The 20,680-nt window shown below is 71.4% G+C and carries 24 protein-coding genes and 1 other RNA gene; 14 read left to right on the top strand and 11 right to left on the bottom strand.

All coding sequences use genetic code 11. The features are described 5' to 3' along the window. Positions 1–157 precede the first annotated feature (157 nt). From ACLBX9_RS07910 to ACLBX9_RS07900, 3 genes are all read right to left on the bottom strand, one after another. Complete coding sequence (locus ACLBX9_RS07910) at positions 158–649, bottom strand: dihydrofolate reductase (RefSeq protein ID WP_447718522.1); 492 nt, start codon at positions 647–649, stop codon at positions 158–160. Beyond that, a complete protein-coding gene (locus tag ACLBX9_RS07905) occupies positions 646–1,440 on the bottom strand; it encodes a thymidylate synthase (RefSeq protein ID WP_447718521.1) in 795 nt (264 codons plus the stop codon). Before ACLBX9_RS07905 ends, ACLBX9_RS07910 begins: the two co-directional genes overlap by 4 nt. Before the next feature lie 76 nt (positions 1,441–1,516). Continuing rightward, positions 1,517–2,374 carry a CPBP family intramembrane glutamic endopeptidase gene (locus tag ACLBX9_RS07900; RefSeq protein WP_010684895.1) on the bottom strand — a complete coding sequence of 286 codons (858 nt, stop codon included), beginning with the start codon at positions 2,372–2,374 and terminating at the stop codon, positions 1,517–1,519. Between ACLBX9_RS07900 and ssrA the strand changes: the two genes are divergently transcribed. After that, positions 2,366–2,747, top strand: a transfer-messenger RNA (tmRNA) gene (gene ssrA, locus ACLBX9_RS07895). The genes ACLBX9_RS07900 and ssrA overlap by 9 nt on opposite strands. 66 nt (positions 2,748–2,813) lie before the next feature. Further along, a complete protein-coding gene (locus ACLBX9_RS07890) occupies positions 2,814–3,434 on the top strand; it encodes an SspB family protein (RefSeq protein WP_447718520.1) in 621 nt (206 codons plus the stop codon). Between the two features lie 484 nt (positions 3,435–3,918). Here the strand turns inward: ACLBX9_RS07890 and ACLBX9_RS07885 are convergent, their stop codons facing one another. Together ACLBX9_RS07885 and ACLBX9_RS07880 are read right to left on the bottom strand one after the other, a co-directional pair. Continuing rightward, positions 3,919–4,197 carry a hypothetical protein gene (locus ACLBX9_RS07885; RefSeq protein WP_010684893.1) on the bottom strand — a complete coding sequence of 93 codons (279 nt, stop codon included), beginning with the start codon at positions 4,195–4,197 and terminating at the stop codon, positions 3,919–3,921. A gap of 85 nt (positions 4,198–4,282) precedes the next feature. Next, a complete protein-coding gene (locus ACLBX9_RS07880; RefSeq protein ID WP_447718519.1) occupies positions 4,283–5,671 on the bottom strand; it encodes a cytochrome P450 in 1,389 nt (462 codons plus the stop codon). Between the two features lie 121 nt (positions 5,672–5,792). Here ACLBX9_RS07880 and fumC point away from each other — a divergent pair, with 121 nt between their 5' ends. The 4 genes from fumC to ACLBX9_RS07860 all read left to right on the top strand — a co-directional run bounded on the left by fumC (position 5,793) and on the right by ACLBX9_RS07860 (position 8,466). Continuing rightward, positions 5,793–7,202, top strand: a complete 1,410-nt coding sequence (gene fumC, locus ACLBX9_RS07875) for a class II fumarate hydratase (protein ID WP_010684891.1) — start codon at positions 5,793–5,795, stop codon at positions 7,200–7,202. A 53-nt stretch (positions 7,203–7,255) separates the two neighbouring features. Then, positions 7,256–7,459: a DUF4169 family protein gene (locus ACLBX9_RS07870; protein WP_010684890.1), complete on the top strand. Its 204-nt coding sequence runs from the start codon at positions 7,256–7,258 to the stop codon at positions 7,457–7,459. Positions 7,460–7,536: 77 nt separating this feature from the next. After that, on the top strand, positions 7,537–7,767 hold the full coding sequence (locus ACLBX9_RS07865) for a ribbon-helix-helix domain-containing protein (protein ID WP_447718518.1): 231 nt from the start codon (positions 7,537–7,539) through the stop codon (positions 7,765–7,767). A gap of 81 nt (positions 7,768–7,848) precedes the next feature. Next, entirely contained in the window at positions 7,849–8,466 is a 618-nt protein-coding gene (locus tag ACLBX9_RS07860) for a ParB-like protein (RefSeq protein ID WP_447718517.1), read from the top strand. A 13-nt stretch (positions 8,467–8,479) separates the two neighbouring features. Here the strand turns inward: ACLBX9_RS07860 and ACLBX9_RS07855 are convergent, their stop codons facing one another. After that, positions 8,480–8,908: a PRC-barrel domain-containing protein gene (locus tag ACLBX9_RS07855; protein WP_010684887.1), complete on the bottom strand. Its 429-nt coding sequence runs from the start codon at positions 8,906–8,908 to the stop codon at positions 8,480–8,482. Between the two features lie 128 nt (positions 8,909–9,036). Between ACLBX9_RS07855 and mepA the strand changes: the two genes are divergently transcribed. Then, positions 9,037–9,957 carry a penicillin-insensitive murein endopeptidase gene (mepA, locus tag ACLBX9_RS07850; protein WP_010684886.1) on the top strand — a complete coding sequence of 307 codons (921 nt, stop codon included), beginning with the start codon at positions 9,037–9,039 and terminating at the stop codon, positions 9,955–9,957. Positions 9,958–10,248: 291 nt separating this feature from the next. After that, a complete protein-coding gene (locus tag ACLBX9_RS07845) occupies positions 10,249–10,404 on the top strand; it encodes a hypothetical protein (RefSeq protein ID WP_010684885.1) in 156 nt (51 codons plus the stop codon). 3 nt (positions 10,405–10,407) lie between these two features. On the opposite strand, the gene msrA is transcribed toward ACLBX9_RS07845, so the two are convergent. Next, the gene (msrA, locus tag ACLBX9_RS07840) at positions 10,408–11,064 is read right to left on the bottom strand and encodes a peptide-methionine (S)-S-oxide reductase MsrA (protein WP_039893709.1); all 657 of its coding nucleotides are present in this window, start codon (positions 11,062–11,064) and stop codon (positions 10,408–10,410) included. Between the two features lie 201 nt (positions 11,065–11,265). Between msrA and ACLBX9_RS07835 the strand changes: the two genes are divergently transcribed. Further along, positions 11,266–11,760, top strand: coding sequence for a PAS domain-containing protein (locus ACLBX9_RS07835; protein ID WP_447718516.1), 495 nt, complete (start codon positions 11,266–11,268; stop codon positions 11,758–11,760). A gap of 21 nt (positions 11,761–11,781) precedes the next feature. Here the strand turns inward: ACLBX9_RS07835 and ACLBX9_RS07830 are convergent, their stop codons facing one another. After that, entirely contained in the window at positions 11,782–12,102 is a 321-nt protein-coding gene (locus ACLBX9_RS07830; RefSeq protein ID WP_010684882.1) for a hypothetical protein, read from the bottom strand. Between the two features lie 202 nt (positions 12,103–12,304). Here ACLBX9_RS07830 and ACLBX9_RS07825 point away from each other — a divergent pair, with 202 nt between their 5' ends. Next, entirely contained in the window at positions 12,305–12,982 is a 678-nt protein-coding gene (locus ACLBX9_RS07825) for an HAD family hydrolase (protein ID WP_010684881.1), read from the top strand. A 395-nt stretch (positions 12,983–13,377) separates the two neighbouring features. Beyond that, the gene (locus ACLBX9_RS07820; RefSeq protein WP_010684880.1) at positions 13,378–13,647 is read left to right on the top strand and encodes a hypothetical protein; all 270 of its coding nucleotides are present in this window, start codon (positions 13,378–13,380) and stop codon (positions 13,645–13,647) included. A 30-nt stretch (positions 13,648–13,677) separates the two neighbouring features. On the opposite strand, the gene ACLBX9_RS07815 is transcribed toward ACLBX9_RS07820, so the two are convergent. From ACLBX9_RS07815 to argH, 3 genes are all read right to left on the bottom strand, one after another. Beyond that, positions 13,678–14,397, bottom strand: a complete 720-nt coding sequence (locus ACLBX9_RS07815; RefSeq protein WP_447718515.1) for an invasion associated locus b family protein — start codon at positions 14,395–14,397, stop codon at positions 13,678–13,680. A gap of 127 nt (positions 14,398–14,524) precedes the next feature. After that, on the bottom strand, positions 14,525–14,821 hold the full coding sequence (locus ACLBX9_RS07810) for a hypothetical protein (RefSeq protein ID WP_010684878.1): 297 nt from the start codon (positions 14,819–14,821) through the stop codon (positions 14,525–14,527). A gap of 603 nt (positions 14,822–15,424) precedes the next feature. Continuing rightward, positions 15,425–16,804 (bottom strand): argininosuccinate lyase, encoded by a 1,380-nt coding sequence (argH, locus tag ACLBX9_RS07805; protein WP_158168658.1) that lies wholly within the window; start codon positions 16,802–16,804, stop codon positions 15,425–15,427. Positions 16,805–16,846: 42 nt separating this feature from the next. Here argH and tlpA point away from each other — a divergent pair, with 42 nt between their 5' ends. From tlpA to ACLBX9_RS07790, 3 genes are all read left to right on the top strand, one after another. After that, positions 16,847–17,488: a thiol:disulfide interchange protein TlpA gene (gene tlpA, locus ACLBX9_RS07800; protein WP_010684877.1), complete on the top strand. Its 642-nt coding sequence runs from the start codon at positions 16,847–16,849 to the stop codon at positions 17,486–17,488. Between the two features lie 54 nt (positions 17,489–17,542). Next, a complete protein-coding gene (nhaA, locus tag ACLBX9_RS07795; protein ID WP_010684876.1) occupies positions 17,543–18,745 on the top strand; it encodes a Na+/H+ antiporter NhaA in 1,203 nt (400 codons plus the stop codon). Positions 18,746–18,857: 112 nt separating this feature from the next. After that, entirely contained in the window at positions 18,858–20,615 is a 1,758-nt protein-coding gene (locus ACLBX9_RS07790; protein ID WP_447718605.1) for a carbamoyltransferase family protein, read from the top strand. The last annotated feature ends 65 nt before the right edge of the window (positions 20,616–20,680 follow it).

Here is a 20,680-nt window from a genome sequence, read left to right as displayed (position 1 = left end):
CCGATCGACGGCCTAAGAGCCTGCGCGCGCGCATCTTCCTGCCCGACCGGCACCCGGACCGAGCGCGCCCTCACTGGCACCTGCGGGCGCATGCCCCGTGCTGTCAAGGCTGGCAGGTGGGCACGCGGGACGCGGAACGCAAATGCGGCGGCGCGCCTCAGCGGACGCGCTCCCAGTCGACGAACGCGAAGGCGTGCTCGTCGCGGGGACCGGCCGGGTGCGCCTCGCGGAAGGTCTCGCGGAACCGGGCGCGGTCGAAATCCGGGAATCGCACGTCGCCCTCCGGGTCGGCCGCGACCTCGGTGAGATGGAGGCGGTCGGCCTCGGGGAGCGCGAGGGCGTAGATCTCGGCGCCGCCCACCACCATCAGTTCCTCTCCGGACGCGGCCGCCAGCGCGTCGTCCCAGCCGTGGACGACCTCCGCCCCCTCGGCCCGGAAGCTGTGGTCGCGGGTGAGCACAAGCGACCGCCGTCCCGGCAGCGGCCGGCCGATCGAGTCCCAGGTGCGCCGGCCCATGAGCATCGGCTTGCCCATGGTGAGCGCCTTGAACCGCTTCAGGTCGCTGGAGAGGTGCCAGGCGAGGCCGTTGTCGCGGCCGATGACGCCGTTGCGGGCGACGGCCACGACCAGGGAGACGCGCGGCCTCATACCGCGACCGGGGCCGCGATGGCCGGGTGCGGGTCGTAGCCCTCGACGGCGAAGTCCTCGTACCGGAAGGCGAACAGGTCCCGCACCGCCGGGTTGAGCCGCAGTCGCGGCAGGGGGCGCGGCTCCCGGGCCAGGAGGGTGCGGGTCTGCTCCAGGTGGTTCCGGTAGAGATGCGCGTCGCCGAAGGTGTGGACGAAGTCCCCCACTCCGAGGCCGGCCACCTGCGCGATCATGTGGGTCAGGAGCGCGTAGCTCGCGATATTGAACGGCACCCCGAGGAAGACGTCCGCCGAGCGCTGGTAGAGCTGGCAGGAGAGCCGCCCCTCGCTCACGTAGAACTGGAACAGGCAGTGGCAGGGGGCGAGCGCCATCCGGTCGAGGTCGGCCGGGTTCCAGGCCGAGACGATCAGCCGGCGGGAATCGGGGTTGCGCCGGATCTCGTCCAGCACACCGGCGATCTGGTCGACGGTGCCGCCGCCGGGCTTCTCCCAGGAGCGCCATTGCTTGCCGTAGACCGGGCCGAGATCGCCGTTCGCGTCGGCCCACTCGTCCCAGATCGTCACGCCGTTCGCCCGCAGCGCGGCCACGTTGGTGTCGCCGGCCAGGAACCAGAGGAGCTCGTGGATGATCGAGCGCAGGTGCAGCCGCTTCGTGGTGACGAGGGGGAAGCCCGCCGACAGGTCGAAGCGCATCTGGTGGCCGAAGACCGAGAGCGTCCCGGTGCCGGTGCGGTCGTCCTTGGCCACGCCCTCGTCGAGGATGCGCCGGAGCAGGTCCTGATAAGCGTCCATCGGCCATTCCTGCGCGTCGGCGCGCCGGCCGGCAAGCGCGCCGCCGACATCTGTCCACCGCCGTCACCCCATGCCTTCAAGCCGGCCACAGAAGGTAGCTCACGAGGGCGAGGTTCGACCAGCCATGCAGGGCGATGCAGGGCCAGAGGCGGCCGGTGCGCCATCGCAGCCAGCCGAGCGCGAGGGCGAGCGGCAGAAGCGAGACCGGCCGGGCCAATCCCCAGGACGAGATGTGGGCGGCCGCGAAGACGATCGCCGTGACCAGGATCGCCCCCACGGGACCGACCGCGGCCTGGGCACGGGCGAAGGACTCGCCGCGCAGCAGCAACTCCTCGGCCACCGGTGCCAGGATCGCCAGATAGGCGAGCCACGCGGCCACCGCGGCCTGGCTCATGAACGGCGACAGCCGCACGTGCTGTCCGAAGCTGGCCCCGAACAGCTCGGCCGTGCCGGTCACCCAGGCGATGTGCAGCACCGGCCAGACGAGGAGCAGGACGAGCAGCGCGACGGGCCGCATCCCGTTGGGGCGCTCCCGGTCCAGGGCGAGGCGGCGGCGCCAGCCCGCCCGATCGCGCCACCACGCGCCGCCGAGCACCAGCAGGGCGAGGAAGACCTGCCGCAGGGCGTCGACCGCGAAGGCGCGGTGGGCGAGCTCCACCGCGCCGAGGAACGGCCGCCGCTCCGGGGGCAGGAACGGGTCGATCCCGTTCCACAGGTCGAACCCGACGCGCACACTGGCGAGCGAGAGCAGGCTCGCCGCACCGAGATAGAGGATGACGAGGGCGACCAGGGCGCCGAGACGCCAGGTCGCCGACCAGATGCGGTCGAGCCGCCCCGGATCCGGCGGCGCGTCGAGGCGCGGCTGCGCGCTTCCGGCAACAGCCTCGCCCGGAGGCTCCAAATGAGACAGCGGCGCGACACGATCGGGCTTCAAAACCGGACCGATCCCCTCTATATCTCGGGAGCCGGTCGCGAGGCCGGCTATGGCGATAAACGTTCTTCGCAATAAACCTATCGGACCCGGGGGCGGTACCCGGCGCCTCCACCTGAGCCCAGGACATGCTGCCGCAAGGCGCGTGACACCGGCCTGGGCTTCGGCGGGGGCGAAATAGGATCGACGAGGGCGTAAAGGTTGAGCTTTCGCTCGGCATGGTTCCGCCGTTATCGGGCCTTTGCAATAGTTGCCAACGACAACTTTGCTCCGGTGGCGGTGGCCGCGTAAGCGGTCCCCAATACCGACCTGAAGTCCTAGCGGGTAGCACCGCATAGGCGGGGTTCGGAGGCACCTGGCAACAGAAGCCTCTACGTGAATCTCTCGGTCCGGCCATCCGCGGCGGGGCGCCGGGCAGTCCGGGGCAAGAGCGCGACCGCAGATGGCAGACGACCTGATCCGCTACGATCTCCTGGTGCAAGACGCCCTGCGCGGCGTGGTGCGCAAGGTGCTGACCGACGCGGCCCGCGAGGGGTTGCTGGGCGAGCACCACTTCTACGTCTCGTTCCGCACCGAGGCGCCCGGCGTGCGGATGTCGCAGGCCCTGCGCGAGAAGTACCCGCAGGACATGACCATCGTCCTGCAGCACCAGTTCTGGGACCTCAACGTCACCGAGCACGCCTTCGAGGTCGGCCTGTCCTTCTCGGGCGTGCCGGAGCGGCTGCTGGTGCCGTTCGAGGCCCTGTCGGGCTTCTTCGACCCGTCGGTGCAGTTCGGCCTGAAGTTCGACCTCAGCGAGGCGGGCGAGACCCCAGAAGAGGCGAACGCCGCCCCGGCCAAGGCCGGTCCGCGCGGCGCGGGCTCCGAGCCCGGCGAGGTCCGCCCGAAGAGCGGCGGGCTCGCCACGATCGGCGCGGGCGCCCCGAAGGGTCTGCCGGCGCCTGCGGCCGACAAGCCCGGCGCCAAGCCCGACGAGAAGGCACCCCGCCCCGCCGCCAAGAAGGAGGGCGAGGAGGGCAGCGCCGAGGTCGTGAGCCTGGACGCGTTCCGCAAGAAGAGCTGAACGCGCCGGGCTGAATCGACGGCCCGAGGGTTCAGGAAGGGACGAGAGTCCTGCGCAGCCGGGCCTGTCGGCGAGCGCACACGAAGCGCTTCGACGAAGGCGTGAAACTGACCCGTCATTTCATAGCCACGGCGATCCTGCGCTGGGACGGCGTTCATCACGCCGCCCGTCCAGCATCCCTCAGATATGCTGACCAACAGGGGTTGGACTTCCCGACGAGCGGCCCTGCTCCCTCATCCGATCGGACGGACCGCGATTCGGTTGTTCCTTCGGACTGAGGATTCGCCGGATGCGCCCTTCGTCATCACGAGCGAAGCGAAGTGACCCAGGGCGGCGCAACCTCGAACAACGAGGCGCCGACTGGATTGCTTCGCTTCGCTCGCAAGGAAGGGCGCCGGTGCAACGAGCCGCGTCGAAAGATTTCCGAACCGTGTCGATGCCGGTCGTTCAGCAGTACTCTCACAAACCGGCAGGCCTCAGATGATCACGGGCTCAGTAGTTTGACGAAGGCCGCCCCCGCGCCGAAGAAGGCGGCCGCCGCCGCCATGCCGGCGAACGCGATCGAGAGCGGGGCCAGGACGCGGTCCCGACCGAGTTTCAGCGTCTCGGCGTGCAGCTTCGCCGCCTCAGCCTGAAGCTTGGTTTGCTCGTCAATCAGCTTGCGCTGCTCGGCGACGAACTTTTCTGTCTCCGCGTTGGAGCGCAGGACGCGGGCGACCTGCTCGGCGTAATCCAGCGTCGCGGGGGCAGCGGTATCGGCCATCGCGGGTCGTGCCTAATTCCAAGCCACGGCGACTCTCTCGTTCCTCGTCGCAATGTGCGAACCCGCAGGGGTCCCGTCAACGCGCTCAAACCCGCCCCTCGGCCTCCATCCGCAAGCCGTGCTCCGGCCGCAGCGTCACGCGGTGGAGCGGCGTAACCGGCGGGTGATCCTCGGGCAGACGGAAGCGCACCGCCCGGACGATATGCGCCAGCAGAATCACCGCCTCCTGAACCGAGAAACTCTGGCCGATGCAGACCCGCGGTCCCGCCCCGAACGGCAGGTAGGCGAAGCGCGGGATGCTTTCGCGCGCGCCCGGCAGGAAGCGCTCCGGCACGAAGGCCTCCGGATCCTCCCAGAGCAGGTGGTGGCGGTGGAGCACCCAGGGCGCCACCAGCACCATCGAGCCCCGCGGCACCTTGATCCGGCCGAACCGATCGTCGCGGACCGCCTGGCGGCTGAGGAACGGCACCGGTGGGAACAGCCGCATCGCCTCCTCGATCGCCGCCCGGGTGAACGGCAGCCGCTCCGCGGCGAAATCACCGGGCCCGGCGGCGTCGATCTCGGCCTCGATCCGCGCCTGGGCGGCCGGATCCTGCGAGAGGCAGTAGAGCGTCCAGGTCAGGGAATTGGCCGTCGTCTCGTGGCCGGCGGCGATGAAGGTGACGATGTTGGCCTTCACGGCGAGATCCGAGAGGCCGTTACCGGTCTCCGGATCCTGCGCGGCGAGCAGCAGCGTCAGCAGATCCCGGGGGGCCTCGCCCCGGTCCATCAGCGCCTTGCGCCGGGCGATCAGTTCGTCGACCACCTCGGCGAAGAAGCGTCCCGCCGGGCGGGCACGCAGGCGGCCGATTCGCGGCACGAATTCGGGCACGCCGAACACGTCGAGGGGGTCGATCGGCCCCACCGCCTCCAGGAAGCGGGTGATGGCGCGCCCGAGGGCGTCCGGGTCGCTGGGCAGGCCGTGGGTGAAGATCGTCCGCTCCAGCACATCGAGGGTGACGCGGGTCATCTCCAGGGCAACGTCGACCTGCTTGCCCGCGCGGCGGGCAAGGCGGCGCCCCAGGCGCGCGCCGGCGGCATTCATCGCCTCGGAGAAGCCCTGCACCGTGCGGGCGTTGAAGATCGGCGCCAGCGTCCGGCGCTGGAGCCGCCACTCGTCGCCCTCGGCGCTGAGCAGGCCGTTGCCGAGGCCCGGGGCGAGCACGCGCCGCTGGAGATCGTCCTTGCGGTAGTTCTCGGGGTTCTCGATCAGCAGGTAGCGGATCAGCGCCGGATCGCTCACCACGGTGATCCGGCCCATCGCGCCCTCGGCCGCCACGACCGGCAGCTTGAAATGCGCGTCCATCCAGGTGGTGATCGGATTCTTCCGCGCAGCCTTCAGGAACGCGAACAGGCCGAGCGGCTCGCGCAGGGGCGGCGGCACGGCGGGGCGGAACCGGGTGGCGGGCTCGGGCAGGTCGATCGTCGCGCTCATCGGCTCCTTATCCGGCGGGAACAGAGCCCCGCCCTTGTCGGCGCGCCGGGAAAACCGGCATCGCGATTCCCCCGCGCCTCATTTAAGTAGGCACCGCACTGCACCAGACGTAGAGGCCACGATGTCGCCCACCGAGACCGCCACCCGCACCGAGTCCGACACCTTCGGGCCGATCGAGGTTCCGGCGCATCGCTACTGGGGCGCGCAGACGCAGCGCTCGATCCAGAACTTCAAGATCGGTACCGACCGGATGCCCGCGCCGCTGGTCCACGCCCTCGGGGTGGTGAAGCAGGCCGCCGCCCTGGTGAACAAGGATCTCGGCGCCCTCGACGCGAAGCTCGCCGACGCCATCGCAGCCTCGGCCGCCGAGGTGGTCGAGGGCCGCTACGACGACGAGTTCCCGCTGGTCATCTACCAGACCGGCTCGGGCACCCAGTCGAACATGAACGCCAACGAGGTGATCGCGAGCCTCGCCAACGAGCGGCTCGGCGGCCAGCGCGGCGGCAAGTCGCCGGTCCACCCGAACGACCATTGCAACCGCGGCCAATCCTCCAACGACACCTTCCCGACCGCGATGCACATCGCGGTGGCGCGGGAGATCCAGGGTCGCCTGCTGCCGGCGCTCTCCCACCTGCACGGGGCGCTCGACGCCAAGGCCAAGGCGTTCGACGCGATCGTCAAGATCGGCCGGACGCACCTGCAGGACGCCACCCCCGTCTCGCTGGGGCAGGAATTCTCCGGCTACGTGGCGCAGGTGGCGCTCGGCGGCTCGCGCATCGCCGCGACCCTGCCGGGCGTCCTGGCGCTCGCCCAGGGCGGCACCGCGGTCGGCACCGGCCTCAACGCCCATCCGGAATTCGCCGAGCGCTTCGCCGCCAAGGTCGCGGAGCTGACCGGCCTGCCGTTCACGTCCGCCGAGAACAAGTTCGAGGCGCTCGCCACCCATGACGCCCTGGTGTTCACGCAGGGGGCGCTGTCGGCGCTCGCCGCCGGCCTGTTCAAGATCGCCCAGGACATCCGCTTCCTCGGCTCGGGCCCCCGCTCCGGCCTCGGCGAGCTGTCGCTCCCCGAGAACGAGCCCGGCTCCTCGATCATGCCCGGCAAGGTCAACCCGACCCAGTGCGAGGCCCTGACCATGGTCTGCGCCCAGGTGATCGGCAACGGCACCACGGTGAGCTTCGCCGGCAGCCAGGGCAATTTCGAGCTCAACGTGTTCAAGCCTGTGATCGCCAACGCGGTGCTGCAGTCGATCCGGCTGCTCGCCGACGCGGCGGTGAGCTTCACCGACAATTGCGTGGTCGGCATCAAGGCCAACGAGGACAAGATCGCCGACCTGATGAGCCGCTCGCTCATGCTGGTGACGGCGCTGGCTCCCTCGATCGGCTACGACAAGGCCGCCGAGATCGCCAAGACGGCGCACAAGAACGGCACCACCCTCAAGGAGGAGGCCCTGCGCCTCGGCTACGTCACCGAGGCGGAGTTCGAGCGCGTGGTCCGGCCGGAGACCATGCTGGCGCCGAGCGCCGATTGAGGTTTGGGATTCGCCGGCGCGGGGTTTCCTGCGCCGGTCACGGGAGGCGATCCATGGCCGAGATCATCAACCTGCGTCAGGTCCGCAAGGCGAAGGCCCGCGCCGAGGCCGACACGAAGGCCGACTCCAACCGGATCGCCTTCGGCCAGCCGAAGAAGGCCAAGACCCTCCAGCAGCGCCGCAAGGCCCTGGAGACCGAGCGCCACGAGGGCCACCGCCTGGAGCGGCGCGAGCCGGACCCTGACCCGGCGGGCTGAGAGCGGATCCGGATGCAGCAGCCCCACCGTCTGTGCGCGCGGCGCGAAGCAAGGACGGAACGCGTCGCCGCCTCGCCATGAGCGCCGGCATCACCAAGCGCTCCGTGATGATCGCGGGTCACCGCACCAGCGTGTCGCTGGAGGATCCGTTCTGGGCCGCGCTGCGGGAAATCGCGGCGGCCCGGGGCCAGTCGGTCCAGGCGCTCGTCGGCAGCATCGACGCCGGGCGCGGCGCGCAGAACCTGTCCTCGGCGATCCGCGTGTTCGTGCTCGATGCGGTGCGCGGGGGCGCGATCCCGGAAACGTGAGCGCTTCCTGCGCGCTTCGCGCTTCTGATCCCGGATGCCTTGTGACATCTGCGTGACAAAACCACGCAGGAAGGACATCCCATGGCCAACCGAGAGCCGCTGCTCAGACCCATCCCGATCGTGGAGCTGCGCCCGACGCAGATGACCGTGGGCTGCCGGGAGGTAGCGGAGAAGCGGAAGCGCTGGCGGGAGTACGACGGGGAGAAGAAGAAGGAATTCCTCGGCGCCCACATGATTCCGACCCTGCTCGGGCCGAAGAAAAACCACTACCTCATCGATCACCACCACCTCGCCCGCGCCCTGCTCGAAGAAGGCGTGGAGCACGTGCTGGTGACGGTGGTGGCCGACCTGCACGACCTCGAGAAGGAGGCGTTCTGGACGGTCTGCGATCACAAGTCCTGGGTGCATCCCTACGACGCCGAGGGCGTGCGCCAGCACTTCAAGGACATCCCGAAGTCGATCGACGCCCTGGCGGACGATCCCTACCGCAGCCTCGCGGGCGAGCTGCGCCGGGCCGGCGGCTTCGCCAAGGACACGACCCCGTTCAGCGAGTTCCTGTGGGCCGATTTCCTGCGGCGCAACATCAAGGAGAAGCGCATCGAGAACGACTTCTCCGACGCGCTGGAGAAGGCCCTGTCGCTGGCCAAGTCCAAGCACGCCGGCTACCTCCCGGGCTGGTGCGGGCCCTCGGGCGGGTGAGCGGCCGTCGCGCTCAGATCCCCCAATACGGCGCGGCGTCGTAGTAGCGGTGGATGCGCTCCTCCCAGGCGCCGTCCTCGGAGGGTTCGGTGCCCTCTGGGGTGCGGGCGGGGGCGGCGCGCAGCTGCGCCTCCGTGATGTCGACCACATAGGCGTCCTGCCGCGGCTCGAAGCGCAGCACCGACCAGGGCAGCGTGTAGAACTCCTCGCCCAGGCCCAGGAACCCGCCGAAGCTCATCACCGCGTAGGCCACGCGTCCGGAAGCCTTGTCGAGCATCAGGCGCTCGATCCGGCCGACCCGGGTCCCGTCCGGACGGCGGACATCCGTCCCGATGACGCGGTCGCTGGCGATCAGGCTCCGGGGCTGCCGGGCCGTGGATGGGCCGGGTGCCGGATCCCCGGTCGCGGCGCGTCCCGTGGCGGATTGACCGGTCGCCGTCATCGTCGCCTCCCTGCGGTGATCGCCGCGCCCGAGAGCCCGGCCCGTCTGCCCGAAAAACGCCCCGGCGCCGGGCGACGTTCCGGTGCGCGCCCGCGCCCGCCTCCTCCAGCTGGACGAACAGCCCCCGCATGCCGATGCCGCGTCTCGCCCACAGCCTCGCGCTCGCCGCCCTGCTCCTGCCCGCCGCCGCAGGCGCCCAGGACCGCGGCAGCGTCAACCCGAAGCCGCTGCCGCCGCTGGAACATCCGGACGCGCCCTCGACCCCCGCCAAGGCCCTGTTCGGCCGGGTCAGCCGGGCCTCCTCCGGGCCGGCGCATATCTACGGCTTCTACGCCAAGGGCTGTTTCTCCGGGGGTGAGGCCCTGCCGCTCGACGGGCCGAACTGGCAGGTCATGCGCCCGTCCCGCAACCGGATGTGGGGCACGCCCTACCTCGTCGATTTCATCGAACGGCTGTCGCAGAAGGCCGCCCGGGTCGGCTGGCCCGGCCTGCTCGTGGGCGACATGGCCCAGCCCCGGGGTGGCCCGATGATCACCGGCCACGCCTCGCACCAGATCGGCATCGACGCCGACGTCTGGCTGACGCCGATGCCCGACCACCGCATGAGCCGGGCGGAGCGCGAGGAGACCTCGGCCACCGACATGGTCCGCCGCGACCGCCTCGACATCGATCCGGAGGTCTGGACGCCGACGCATCTGCAGTTGATCAAGCTCACCGCCGAGCAGCCGGAGGTGGAGCGCATCTTCGTCAACGCGGCGATCAAGAAGGCGCTCTGCCGGGACGCGTCGGGCAGCCGGTGGATGTCCAAGGTGCGCCCGATGTACGGGCACAACTACCACTACCATATCCGCCTCTCCTGCCCGGCCGGACAGGAGGATTGCCAGCCGCAGGGCGCGCCACCCTCGGGCGACGGCTGCGACGACCTCGGCTACTGGTTCTCGGACGCGGTGCTGCACCCGAAGCCCCCGAAGGTGCCGCCGAAGCCGAAGCCCGCCATGACCATGGCGGCGCTCCCCGCCGCCTGCCGGGTGGTGCTGAAGGCGCCGTAGGCGCGGGCCAAGAAGTCGGGTCGACGAGACTGGGCCACCTTTGATCGGCAACCCCGTCATTCCGGGACTGCGCAGCAGGGCCCGGAATCCAGATCCGCCAACGCGCGCAGATCCTGGCACCGTCTGCGGTTCTGGATTCCGGGCTCTCCTGCGGCGCCCCGGAATGCTGGTGGGGTCGTCAAACGGACATTGACACACCGAAGCGTTGCGATGCGTGGGCCCGACTTAGTAACCCTGGCCGTCGGTGCGCGGCCGGTTCGGCTCTCTGCCCCGATGTGCTAACGCCTCGGGATGCCCCGCTGGCTCTTCATCCTCCTCGCCGTGGCCGTCGCCCTCTCGGTGCTGGGCAGCGTGCTGATCGTGCTGCGCAGCCCGAACAGCACGCCGCCGCTGGGGACGCACGCGCCGAGCCCCGCCGCGCAGCCGCGGCCCGGCGGGAACCCGTGACGGTCAGGCGGCGACGCCGGTCCCCACCGGGCAGCTGACGCCGGTGCCGCCCAGGCCGCAATAGCCGCCCGGGTTCTTGGCGAGGTACTGCTGGTGGTAGCCCTCCGCGAAGTAGAAGTGCTCCAGCGGCTTGATCTCGGTGGTCACGTCCGGGAAGCCGCGTTCGCGCAGCGCCTCGGCATAGGCCTCGCGCACCGCCCGCGCGGTCGCCTCCTGCGCGGGGCCGTTCGTGTAGATGCCCGAGCGATACTGCGTGCCGACATCGTTGCCCTGGCGCATGCCCTGGGTCGGGTCGTGGCTCTCGAAGAAAGTCCGCAGCACCGAATCCAGCGGCAGCACCGCCGGGTCGAAGGCCACCAGCACCACCTCGTTGTGGCCGGTCTGGCCGGTGCAGACCTCCTCGTAGGTCGGGTTCGGCGTGTAGCCGCCGGCATAGCCCACCGCGGTCACGAACACGCCCGCGGGCAGTTGCCAGAACCGGCGCTCGGCACCCCAGAAGCAGCCGAGGCCGAGCACGATCGTCTCGGTGCCGGGCGGATAGGGACCTTTGAGCGGGTTGCCGTTCACGTAATGGGTCTCGGCGGTGGGGAGCGGCGTCGGGCGCCCCGGCAGGGCCTCCGCGGGGCTGGGCATCTCGGGGCGCTTGCGGAACAGGAACATCGGCTTGCCTTCCGGTCTCTCGATGTCACCAGATATGGGGAGTCCGGCGCCCGCGAGAAAGCGGCGCGGGACCGATCAGGCGCCCCGGTCCATCGCAACCGCCTTGAAACCTGTGGTGAGGGGCTGGACCTCGCACGCAATTTCCGGCTTGTAACGGCAGCGGGTTGCGGCCAACGTGCCGCCGCGAGGGGCTAAAACCGCATGGAACTGGGCTGGACCACCACGAGTCACGTGCTGGACAACCTCAAGGCGGATTCGCATCCGGGGGACCCGTTCGCCGCCGCCGTGCGGGCGACGCGGATGCCGATGATCGTCACGGATCCGCGCCAGTTCGACAACCCGATCGTGTTCGCCAACGACTCCTTCCTGAAGCTCACCGGCTACACGCGGATGGAGGTGACGGGCCGCAATTGCCGGTTCCTCCAGGGGCCGGAGACCGACCTCGAGGCGGTCGACCGCCTCCGGGAGGCGATCCGGCAGGAAGTCGACATCAGGGTCGATCTGCTCAACTACCGCAAGGACGGCTCGACCTTCCACAACGCCCTGTATGTCGGACCGGTCAGGGACGCGGAGGGCAAGCTCGTCTACTTCTTCGCCTCGCAGGTCGACGTCAGCGAGCACTACGCGCTCACGGCCGAGATCGCGCGGCTCAAGGACGAGCTCGCCGAGGCCCGGGCGGGGCGCGGCGACCGGTAGGGCCGGACGCGGGCCATCCCGTCAGGGCTTGGTCAGGAAGCCGATCGGCTCCCGGCCGGGCTGGCCGAGCCAGAGCAGCACCGCGCCGAGCCCCAGCCCGATCAGCGAGGCCGGCGCCAGGGTGAGCGGCAGGCCCAGGATGTGCCAGAGCCACGGCGCCGCCCCCTCCACGCTGCCCTGCAGGGCGCCCGCCCTGTCCTTGAACAGGATCGCGATCACGTCGGAGAGGGACGTCACCCGCAGGCCGTTGTTGGCGATCGAGCGGGCGCCGTCATAGACCAGGGCGACGAAGCCGCCGGCCATCAGCAGGAAACCCAGGACACGGGCCAGGAAGCGGAACATCGCGGGATCTTCTGAGCCTTGCCGTGCGAGCCTTGCCGTGCGTGCCGTGCGGTCCGGCTGCCGCTGCGTCCGTCAGGGAGTATGGGCCCGCGCCGCCCGGCGCAAGCGCTGCCATCATGCCTCGGCCGCCTGCGGTTGCCGGTGCGCCGGGCCCGTGCCACAGCAGCGCCGGCGGCGGCGGGCCGTGCGGGAATGGTCGGCCTTGGACGCGCGTGCGACGAAACTCGGCCTCGTGATCTTCGATTGCGACGGCGTTCTGGTCGACAGCGAGCCCCTGAGCCTCGCCTGCCTCACCGCCGGCCTGAACCGCATCGGCGTGCCGATCGACCTCGCCACCGTGCGGGCGCGCTTCACCGGCACCTCCATGGTGTCCATCATGGGGCACATCGCCCGCGATTACGGGATCACGGCGCCGGCGGACTTCGTGGAGGGTGTGAAGGCCGAGACTCTGGCGCTGTTCGATGCCGAGCTGCGGGCGATGCGGGGCGTCGCCCAGGCGGTGGCGTCGCTGCACCTGCCGGTCTGCGTGGCCTCGAGCAGCGATCCGGTGCGGCTGCGCCATTCCCTGACCCTGACCGGATTGCTGCCGCTGTTCGGCGACCACGTCTTCTCCTCGGCGCAGGTCGCGCGGGGCAAGCCCTTTCCCGACCTGTTCCTGTTCGCCGCCAGCCGCATGGAAGTCGCGCCCGCCGGGTGCCTGGTGATCGAGGACAGCGTGCCGGGTGTCACGGCGGCGCGGAGCGCCGGCATGCGGGTCGCCGGCTTCACCGGCGGCGGCCACTGGGGCCACGATCCCGCGGGCGCCGACCTCCTGCGGGCGGGCGCGGACCGGATCTTCTCGGATTTCTCCGACCTCCCCGCCGTGCTCGCCGCCGCCTGAACGGTCCAGCCTCCCCGAGCCCCGGACGGGACCAGCTTCCTGCCAAGCGCGGCCGCAAAATCGGAAGTCTGTTCCGTTGACGGTCCGCGGCGGCGCCTCCATCTTCAGGGATGCCCGGCGCCGATGAATGCAACCCTGCGTCGTCCACCCGGGCCGCGGTGATTTGAGAAGCGTAGCTTGCGCCGCGTCATCAAACGCTAAAGCACTGCGACGGCCCCGCGCCGCGCGGTCCTTCAGTCTGGAGGACATTCGATGGTGATCCGACTCCGTTCGTTCGCACGCTCCCTCGCGACCTGCTCCCAGGCCTGGCGCTGTCGACGCTGACGCGCCGACCATCACGCAGCCTTCATCGCGATCCGGCATGGCTTCACGCCGGCCCAGGGAGTTCCAAGCTCATGTCCAGTCTCTCAGCAGAGTTGGCGCCCGAAGACCGCTTCGACGCCGCCGAACCCGCGCGGGTCATCGAGATCGGCGAGATCACCGCCGGGATCGCCGTGCCGGAGGGCCGCGGCGTGCGGTTCTTCTCATCGGCGCGCGATTTCGACGGCCTTGATGGCGCGGTGTTCCGCACGACCGCGCAGGCGGCCCGCGCCGCCCGCGAGCGCGTGAGCGCGCGCGCGCCGTCGACCGCCCGGCCGGATCGGGCCCGCCTCCGCCGCGCCTGATCGGCGCGCCACTCGGGCCTGACCGGCGCGCTACTTGGCGCACTCCTCGCGGGTGCGCTTCATCGCCTCCGCGAACCCGCCGAGGGCGTACTCGTCGCTCGTCGGGTTCCCGCGCATCGAGGTGGTCTTGATCACGAGCTTCGGGTTGCGGGCGCTCATCTCCGAGACGACCCGCGCCTCCTCGGCCGGGTTCTGCAGCCACGCATTCCCGTCCTTCACCACGAGGCCGTAGCGGCTGGCGCCGAGATTGAGGCTCGGATCGGTCGGCGCGGCGGCGGAGCCGGGTCTCGTTTGGGAGGCCGCGGGCTTCGACGGGAAGCCCAGCATCACCGCCACCTCGTTCTGCACGTTCTCGCCCTTGCGGACGCTCACGAACAGGTAGGCGGTGTCGCGCTTCAGGGTCTTGGGCGAGCGCGTCTGCGGCTGGGCGATGGCGTAGCAGAGCTTGTTCCGGCCGTCGCCGTTCACGAACACGTTCCAGTCGCCGAAGATCGCCACGGGGGTGGCCTGCTGCATGCCCGGCGGCGTGCTCGCCTTCCTCTCCGCCGGCCGAGCCCGCTCGCGTCCGCGCCGCCGCCCACGGCGGGCGGGCGCCGCATCCTCGGCCCCCGACGCGGGCGCGGCTTCCTGGGCCGAGGCGGCTGTCACGGACAGGGGCACGCCGCCGAGCCCTCCGACGAGCGCAGGTGCGAGCCCCGATGCGAGCAGGGCGAGGGCTCCGACCGGGTTCAGGCGGGTGACGCGGACCATCTTCACTTCCTAACGACGGGCGGCACCGCGAGGCGCCGGACCGGGGTTCGGGATTAGTGAAGCTTGCGTAAAGCGTCGGCAAGATGGCGGTGGGCGTTACGCCCCCGGGACAGCGCGGACCGGCGCCTCAAAGGGCGCGGGCCTCCGTGGCCAGGGCGGCGATGACCGCGGCCGGCACCGCGATGGGCTCGACCACCGGTCCGGCGGGCGTCGCGATCGCGTTCGGCTGGGGTGGCGCGGCGCGCAGGGGGATCGGTTCCCTGCGAGGCGGATCGTTGTAGGGGGTGTTGTAGCCCTTGCGCACGGCCGCCCAGTAGGAGTCCCGCGTCAGGCCCGAACCGGTCAAAGCGGCATCGATCATGGCCGTGGCGTGTGCCGCGTAATCCGGCACGTCCTCCGGGTTCAGCCAACTCTCGACAGGCATCCTGCGAACTCCGATCCAAACGGCGAAGCTTGTAGCTGAGTAGACTTAGCCAGAGCCTGAACGCGCGGGCCGGGAGATGGTTGCAATGCACAATTCCGGTGGAGAGCTGTGGGAAAGTCGGCGTTACCGATCACCGGACGATCGCCGCGCCGTCACGGCCCGCATCCTCCAGAATGCGCAGCGCAGGCTGTTGCGGCTCAAGGAGTCACAGGCGGCCGCAGCTTCCGGCAACCGCGGGGCGGCCCCGCCCAGGGCCCGGGAGCTGGCCGTGATCGCCCGCCGGTTCGCCCATAGCGCGGGGGGATGGCACGGGGGATGACGCAGTCGCGGAGACGCAGCCGGACTTGGTGTCGCCCGCCGTGGTCGAGGCCGCCGCGCGGATGAAGGCCGAGGCCTCGGCCGATGCCGGGAACGCGGTCGACGCGGCGGCAGGCAGGCCGCGGTGGCGTTCACATGCGGGATTGCCCGGCCTGACGGGTCAGACCGGGTCCCGGATGCAGCCGCGAACCGCGGCCCCTGCGCTGTGAGCCCACACGGTCATGGTTCCGCCCTGCCGCCCGCCGGGGCGGTGTCGCCAGACCGTCTCGCACGCCGGCGGCGCGGTCAGGCCAGCCGCTCGATCCAGCCCTGCGCCTGGGCCCGCACGTTGTCGGGCGCGGTGCCGCCATGGCTGGTGCGGCTCGCCACGGAGTTCTCGACGCCCAGCACCGCGTAGACCGCCTCGGTGATCCGCGGCTCGGCCTCCTGCATCTCGGACAGCGACAGCGCCTCCAGGCCCACGCCTCTGGCGGAGGCGGCGCCCACGAGGCGGCCGGTGACATGGTGCGCCTGCCGGAACGGCAGGCCGAGTTCGCGCACCAGCCAGTCGGCGAGGTCGGTGGCCGTAGCGTAGCCCGAGCCGGCGGCTCGGCTGAGCACCGCGGCGTTGGGCTCCAGATCCTTCACCATGCCGGTCATGGCGGCGAGGCACAGGGACAGCGCCTGGAGCGCGTCGAACGTGCCCTCCTTGTCCTCCTGCATGTCCTTCGAATAGGCGAGCGGCAGGCCCTTCATGACGATGAGCAGGCCGGTCAGCGCGCCGATGATCCGGCCGGACTTCGCCCGCACCAGCTCGGCGGCGTCGGGGTTGCGCTTCTGCGGCATGATCGACGAGCCGGTGGTGAACCCGTCCGACAGGCGGACGAAGTTGAACTGGGCCGAGGTCCAGACCACCAGCTCCTCGGCGAAGCGCGACAGGTGCACGGCGCAGATCGAGGCCGCCGCCAGGGCCTCCAGGGCGAAGTCGCGGTCGGCCACAGAATCCAGGGAGTTGGCGGTCGGCCGGTCGAAGCCCAAAGCCGCCGCGGTGGCGTGCCGGTCGATCGGGAAGGAGGTGCCGGCGAGCGCCGCGGCGCCGAGCGGGCACTCGTTGAGCCGCGCCCGGGCATCGCGGAACCGGCCGCGGTCGCGGGCCAGCATCTCCACATAGGCGAGGCAATGGTGGCCGAAGGTCACCGGCTGGGCCGACTGGAGATGGGTGAAGCCCGGCATCACGGTACCGGCGTGCTGGAGCGCCTTGTCGGCCAGGGCGCGCTGCAGGTCGGCGGCCTGCTGGTCGAGGGAATCGAGGGTGTCGCGCACCCAGAGCTTCATGTCGGTGGCGACCTGGTCGTTGCGGGAGCGCGCCGTGTGCAGGCGGCCGGCCGCCGGGCCGACGATCTCGGTCAGCCGGCTCTCCACCGACATATGGATGTCCTCGAGCTCGCGCTTGAACACGAAGCTTCCGGCCTCGATCTCGTCGCGCACGGACTTGAGCCCGGCCTCGATCGCGGCCACATCCTCCGGCGGCAGGATGCCGGCTTGGCCGAGCATCGCCACATGCGCCAGCGAGCCGCGGATATCCTGGGGCGCGAGGCGCTTGTCGAATCCGATGGAGGCGTTGATCTCCTCCATGATCTCCGCCGGGCCGCTCGCGAAGCGGCCGCCCCACATCCGGTTGCTCATGTCGATCCTTCCGCGCCCTGACCGTCCCGAGGCCCGAGCCTGATGCCCGGCCGCACGCCCATCCTGGCCGGCGCGGGCGTCGCCGCGCTCGCCGTCCTCGGCCTCGCCCTATACGGGAGCGGTCTCCTGCCCGGCAACACGGGCGGCGCCCTCCAGCCCTGCGCCGCCGCCAAGCCGGCGCTCGCCCGGGTCGACGCGGCCGCGAAGGGCGAGGTCGCCGCCATGCAGGCCCCGCCGCAGGCGCGGCCCGCGCCGGACATCCGGTTCAAGGGGCCGGACGGCGCCGAGACCGGCCTCGCCGACCTCAGGGGCCGGCTGCTCCTCGTCAATCTCTGGGCGACGTGGTGCGCGCCCTGCAAGGCCGAGATGCCGGCCCTCGACCGGCTCCAGGCGCAGCTCGGCGGGCCCGATTTCCAGGTCGTCGCCATCAACGTCGACACGCGCAACCTCGAGAAGCCGCCGGAATGGCTGAAGCAGGCGGGTATCCACGACCTCGCCTTCTACGCCGATCCCGGCGGCCGCGTGCTGCCGATCCTCCAGCGCGACACGCAATCGCCCGGCCTGCCGACCACGATGCTGGTCGACGCCCAGGGCTGCACGATCGGGGTGATGAAGGGGCCGGCCGCGTGGTCGAGCGCGGACGGGCTGGCGCTGATCCGCGCGGCCCTGGGGCGGACGTCGTAGGATCTTCCTCCGGGCGCTTGCGCGCCCCCGCGATGCGCGGCAAGGCCTGCCGCGATGACGTCGCCCACCCCCGAAAGCACCCCGCCGAGGCGCGGCCCGCGCCCCCTCTCGATCATCCGCACGCTGCTCGCCGGCGAGGCGGCGGGCGGGCTGATCCTGATGGCGGCGGCGGCCTTGGCGCTCGTCGTGGCCAACGGGCCTCTGGCCGAAACCTACGCCCACGCCCTCCACACCGCCCTCGGGCCGATGAGCGTCCAGCACTGGATCAACGACGGCCTGATGGCCGGGTTCTTCCTGCTGGTCGGGCTGGAGATCAAGCGCGAGGCGCTCGACGGGCGGCTGCGGACCTGGCCCGACCGGGTCCTGCCCGGTATCGCGGCGCTCGGCGGCATGGCGGTGCCGGCCGGATTCTACGCGCTGGCCAATCTCGGCGCCGGCACCCTGCGGGGCTGGGCGATCCCGGCCGCCACCGACATCGCCTTCGCGCTGGGCGTCCTGGCGCTGCTCGGGTCGCGGGTGCCGGTCTCCCTCAAGATCTTCCTCAGCGCGGTCGCCATCGTCGACGACCTCGGCGCCGTGGTGGTGATCGCGCTGTTCTACAGTTCCGGCCTCGACCTCACCATGCTGGGCCTCGCCGCCCTCGTGCTGGCCGCCCTCTACGGCCTCAACCGGGCGGGGAACGGGTGGCTTCCGGCCTACGGGCTCCTCGGCCTCGTGCTGTGGGTCCTCGTGCTCCGCTCCGGGATCCACGCGACGATCGCGGGGGTGCTGCTCGCGCTCACGATCCCGATCCGGGTCAGCCCGGGCCGGCCGGAGGATGCGCACTCGCCCCTGCACCGGCTGGAGCACGCCCTCGCGCCCTGGATCACCTACGGGGTGGTGCCGGTCTTCGGCTTCGCCAATGCCGGCGTGGACCTCTCCGGCCTCACCCCCGAGGCCCTGCTCCAGCCGGTGACGCTCGGCATCGCGGCCGGGCTGTTCCTCGGCAAGCAGGCCGGCGTGTTCGCGAGCCTGCGGCTGGCCGTGGCGCTGGGATGGGCCAAGCGCCCGGCCGGGGCCGGCTGGGGGCAGGTCTACGGGGTCGCGGTCCTGTGCGGCATCGGCTTCACCATGAGCCTGTTCATCGGCGGCCTCGCCTTCCCGGACCCGGAGCACGAGACCGCCGTGAAGCTCGGCGTGCTCGCGGGCTCGGCCCTGTCGGGACTCGCCGGCGCGGCAATCCTCCTCGTCGCGAAGCGCCGCGTCACCCCGCACTAGCGGGCGGCCGTCGGCTTCTCCGTCCTTGCGAGCGGAGCGAAGCAAGGACGAGGGGCACCTCGCGCACGTGCCGGGCTCCGTCCGGCGCGAAAATGCGCTACCCCCCGTGGACATGCGCTTCTATCTCGGCCTCGCCACCACCTTCCACGACCCGGCCCTCGCCCTGGTCGGGCCCGACGGCACCCTGCTCTTCGCCGAGGCGGCGGAGCGCGCCCTGCAGTACAAGCGCGCGCCGAACTGCGAGCCGGACGCCCCGTCCGCGATGGCGGCGCTGCTGAAGGCGCACGTCCCGCCGGGATCCGAACTCGTCGTCGCCTCCACCTGGGGCCCGCAATTCACCGACTTCCTGCGGGGCCAGGCCGGCGCCGGCGCCTTCGACCTCATGGCGCTGTCCGCCTACACCACGGCGCTCAACCGCTCCTATGTGCCCGAGCAGGCCGAGCGGGTCTTCATCGCTGACCTCCACGGCGCGCAGGAGCGGGCCGGGCACGGCACCCTGCTGGCCCTGAACCAGGAGGCGCGGATCACCGGCGCGGCGCCCCGGGCGATGATCGCCGGGCAGCGGCGCTACCCGCACCACCTCTGCCACGCCGCCTACGGCCTGTGGGGCAGCCCCTTCGAGACGGCCACCGCCCTGGTGGTCGACGGCATGGGCGAGACCGGCGCGGCGGCGATCTACCGCCTGGAGGACGGCCGGATCACGGAGCTGCGCCGCCACCGCGGGCGCGGCTCGCTGGGCTTCCTATACGGGCTGATCACCGACCTCGCGGGCTTCGACCAAGTGAAGGGCGAGGAGTGGAAGATCATGGGGCTCGCCCCCTACGGCCACCCCGACCCGGATCTCGTCGCGCTGCTCGGCCGGCTCTGCACGGTCGAGGGCCACCGCCTGCGCTACGCCGACGCGGAGACGATCCGGGCGGTGGCCGCGGAGATCCGCGCCCGCCGCCCCTCCGATGCCCTGGAGAACGGCTGGGCGGACCTCGCCCGCTGCGGCCAGGACCTGTTCGCGACGCTGATGGACGCGCTGGTGGCCGAGGCCCACGCGCTGGCGCCGTCCGAGAACCTCGTGATCGCGGGCGGCTGCGGGCTGAACTCCTCCTACAACGGCCGGGTGCTGGGCCGGTCCGGCTTCACCCGGCTGCACGTCCCCTCGGCACCGGCCGACGACGGCAACGCGGTCGGCGCCGCGTGGCTCGCCTTCGCGGAGGATCATGCGGACTGGGCCGGACCGCCGCCCGATCAGCGCCCGCTCACGCCCTATCTGGGTTCGGGGGTCTCCACCGGGCCGATGGAGCGGCTCGCCGAGCAGGAGCCGCGGGCCCGGCGCGTCGGCCACGCGGCGGCGACGCGCGCGGCGGCGCAGATCCTGGCCGAGGGCGGCCTCGTCGGCTGGGTGCAGGGCCGGGCGGAGTTCGGGCCCCGGGCGCTGGGCAACCGCTCGATCCTGGCCGATCCGCGCCCGGAGGGCGCCAAGGACGCCCTCAACGCCAAGGTGAAGTACCGGGAGGCGTTCCGGCCGTTCGCGCCGTCGATCCTGGCGGAGGCCGGGCCGGACTGGTTCGAGGATTACGCCGACAGCCCCTACATGGAGCGCACCTTGGTCTGGCGCGAGGCGGTCCGCGCCCGCGTGCCGGCGGTGGTCCACGCGGACGGCACCGGCCGGCTCCAGAGCGTCACGTCGGCGCGCAACCCGGCCTACGCGGCCCTGATCGGCGCCTTCGCGGAGATCACCGGCGTGCCGATCCTGCTCAACACCAGCTTCAACATCATGGGCAAGCCGATCCTGCACGGCGCCGAGGACGCGATCCTGATGTTCTACACCACCGGTCTCGACGCCCTGGTGGTCGAGGATTGGCTGGTGGTGAAATGAGACGCGCCGCGACCCGGAGGGACGCGGCGCGGACGTTCAGACCCTGCGGCCGGTGAAAATGGACG

Source organism: Methylobacterium sp. A49B (assembly GCF_053346215.1).
The sequence above is the reverse complement of the archived record's forward strand: the minus strand, read 5'-3'. Positions and strand labels throughout refer to the sequence as shown.

What these genes read in the sequence shown, in the direction of transcription:
- argH (WP_158168658.1), bottom strand. Translation starts at nt 16,804, where the DNA reads ATGAGCAACCGGATGTGGGGCGGCCGCTTCGCGAGCGGCCCGGCGGAG.
- ACLBX9_RS07815 (WP_447718515.1), bottom strand. Translation starts at nt 14,397, where the DNA reads ATGGTCCGCGTCACCCGCCTGAACCCGGTCGGAGCCCTCGCCCTGCTC.
- ACLBX9_RS07860 (WP_447718517.1), top strand. Translation starts at nt 7,849, where the DNA reads ATGGCCAACCGAGAGCCGCTGCTCAGACCCATCCCGATCGTGGAGCTG.
- fumC (WP_010684891.1), top strand. Translation starts at nt 5,793, where the DNA reads ATGTCGCCCACCGAGACCGCCACCCGCACCGAGTCCGACACCTTCGGG.
- ACLBX9_RS07830 (WP_010684882.1), bottom strand. Translation starts at nt 12,102, where the DNA reads ATGTTCCGCTTCCTGGCCCGTGTCCTGGGTTTCCTGCTGATGGCCGGC.
- nhaA (WP_010684876.1), top strand. Translation starts at nt 17,543, where the DNA reads ATGACGTCGCCCACCCCCGAAAGCACCCCGCCGAGGCGCGGCCCGCGC.
- ACLBX9_RS07835 (WP_447718516.1), top strand. Translation starts at nt 11,266, where the DNA reads ATGGAACTGGGCTGGACCACCACGAGTCACGTGCTGGACAACCTCAAG.
- ACLBX9_RS07810 (WP_010684878.1), bottom strand. Translation starts at nt 14,821, where the DNA reads ATGCCTGTCGAGAGTTGGCTGAACCCGGAGGACGTGCCGGATTACGCG.
- ACLBX9_RS07890 (WP_447718520.1), top strand. Translation starts at nt 2,814, where the DNA reads ATGGCAGACGACCTGATCCGCTACGATCTCCTGGTGCAAGACGCCCTG.
- ACLBX9_RS07845 (WP_010684885.1), top strand. Translation starts at nt 10,249, where the DNA reads ATGCCCCGCTGGCTCTTCATCCTCCTCGCCGTGGCCGTCGCCCTCTCG.
- ACLBX9_RS07880 (WP_447718519.1), bottom strand. Translation starts at nt 5,671, where the DNA reads ATGAGCGCGACGATCGACCTGCCCGAGCCCGCCACCCGGTTCCGCCCC.
- ACLBX9_RS07820 (WP_010684880.1), top strand. Translation starts at nt 13,378, where the DNA reads ATGTCCAGTCTCTCAGCAGAGTTGGCGCCCGAAGACCGCTTCGACGCC.
- ACLBX9_RS07790 (WP_447718605.1), top strand. Translation starts at nt 18,858, where the DNA reads ATGCGCTTCTATCTCGGCCTCGCCACCACCTTCCACGACCCGGCCCTC.
- ACLBX9_RS07885 (WP_010684893.1), bottom strand. Translation starts at nt 4,197, where the DNA reads ATGGCCGATACCGCTGCCCCCGCGACGCTGGATTACGCCGAGCAGGTC.
- mepA (WP_010684886.1), top strand. Translation starts at nt 9,037, where the DNA reads ATGCCGATGCCGCGTCTCGCCCACAGCCTCGCGCTCGCCGCCCTGCTC.
- ACLBX9_RS07910 (WP_447718522.1), bottom strand. Translation starts at nt 649, where the DNA reads ATGAGGCCGCGCGTCTCCCTGGTCGTGGCCGTCGCCCGCAACGGCGTC.
- ACLBX9_RS07865 (WP_447718518.1), top strand. Translation starts at nt 7,537, where the DNA reads ATGAGCGCCGGCATCACCAAGCGCTCCGTGATGATCGCGGGTCACCGC.
- msrA (WP_039893709.1), bottom strand. Translation starts at nt 11,064, where the DNA reads ATGTTCCTGTTCCGCAAGCGCCCCGAGATGCCCAGCCCCGCGGAGGCC.
- ACLBX9_RS07905 (WP_447718521.1), bottom strand. Translation starts at nt 1,440, where the DNA reads ATGGACGCTTATCAGGACCTGCTCCGGCGCATCCTCGACGAGGGCGTG.
- tlpA (WP_010684877.1), top strand. Translation starts at nt 16,847, where the DNA reads ATGCCCGGCCGCACGCCCATCCTGGCCGGCGCGGGCGTCGCCGCGCTC.
- ACLBX9_RS07855 (WP_010684887.1), bottom strand. Translation starts at nt 8,908, where the DNA reads ATGACGGCGACCGGTCAATCCGCCACGGGACGCGCCGCGACCGGGGAT.
- ACLBX9_RS07870 (WP_010684890.1), top strand. Translation starts at nt 7,256, where the DNA reads ATGGCCGAGATCATCAACCTGCGTCAGGTCCGCAAGGCGAAGGCCCGC.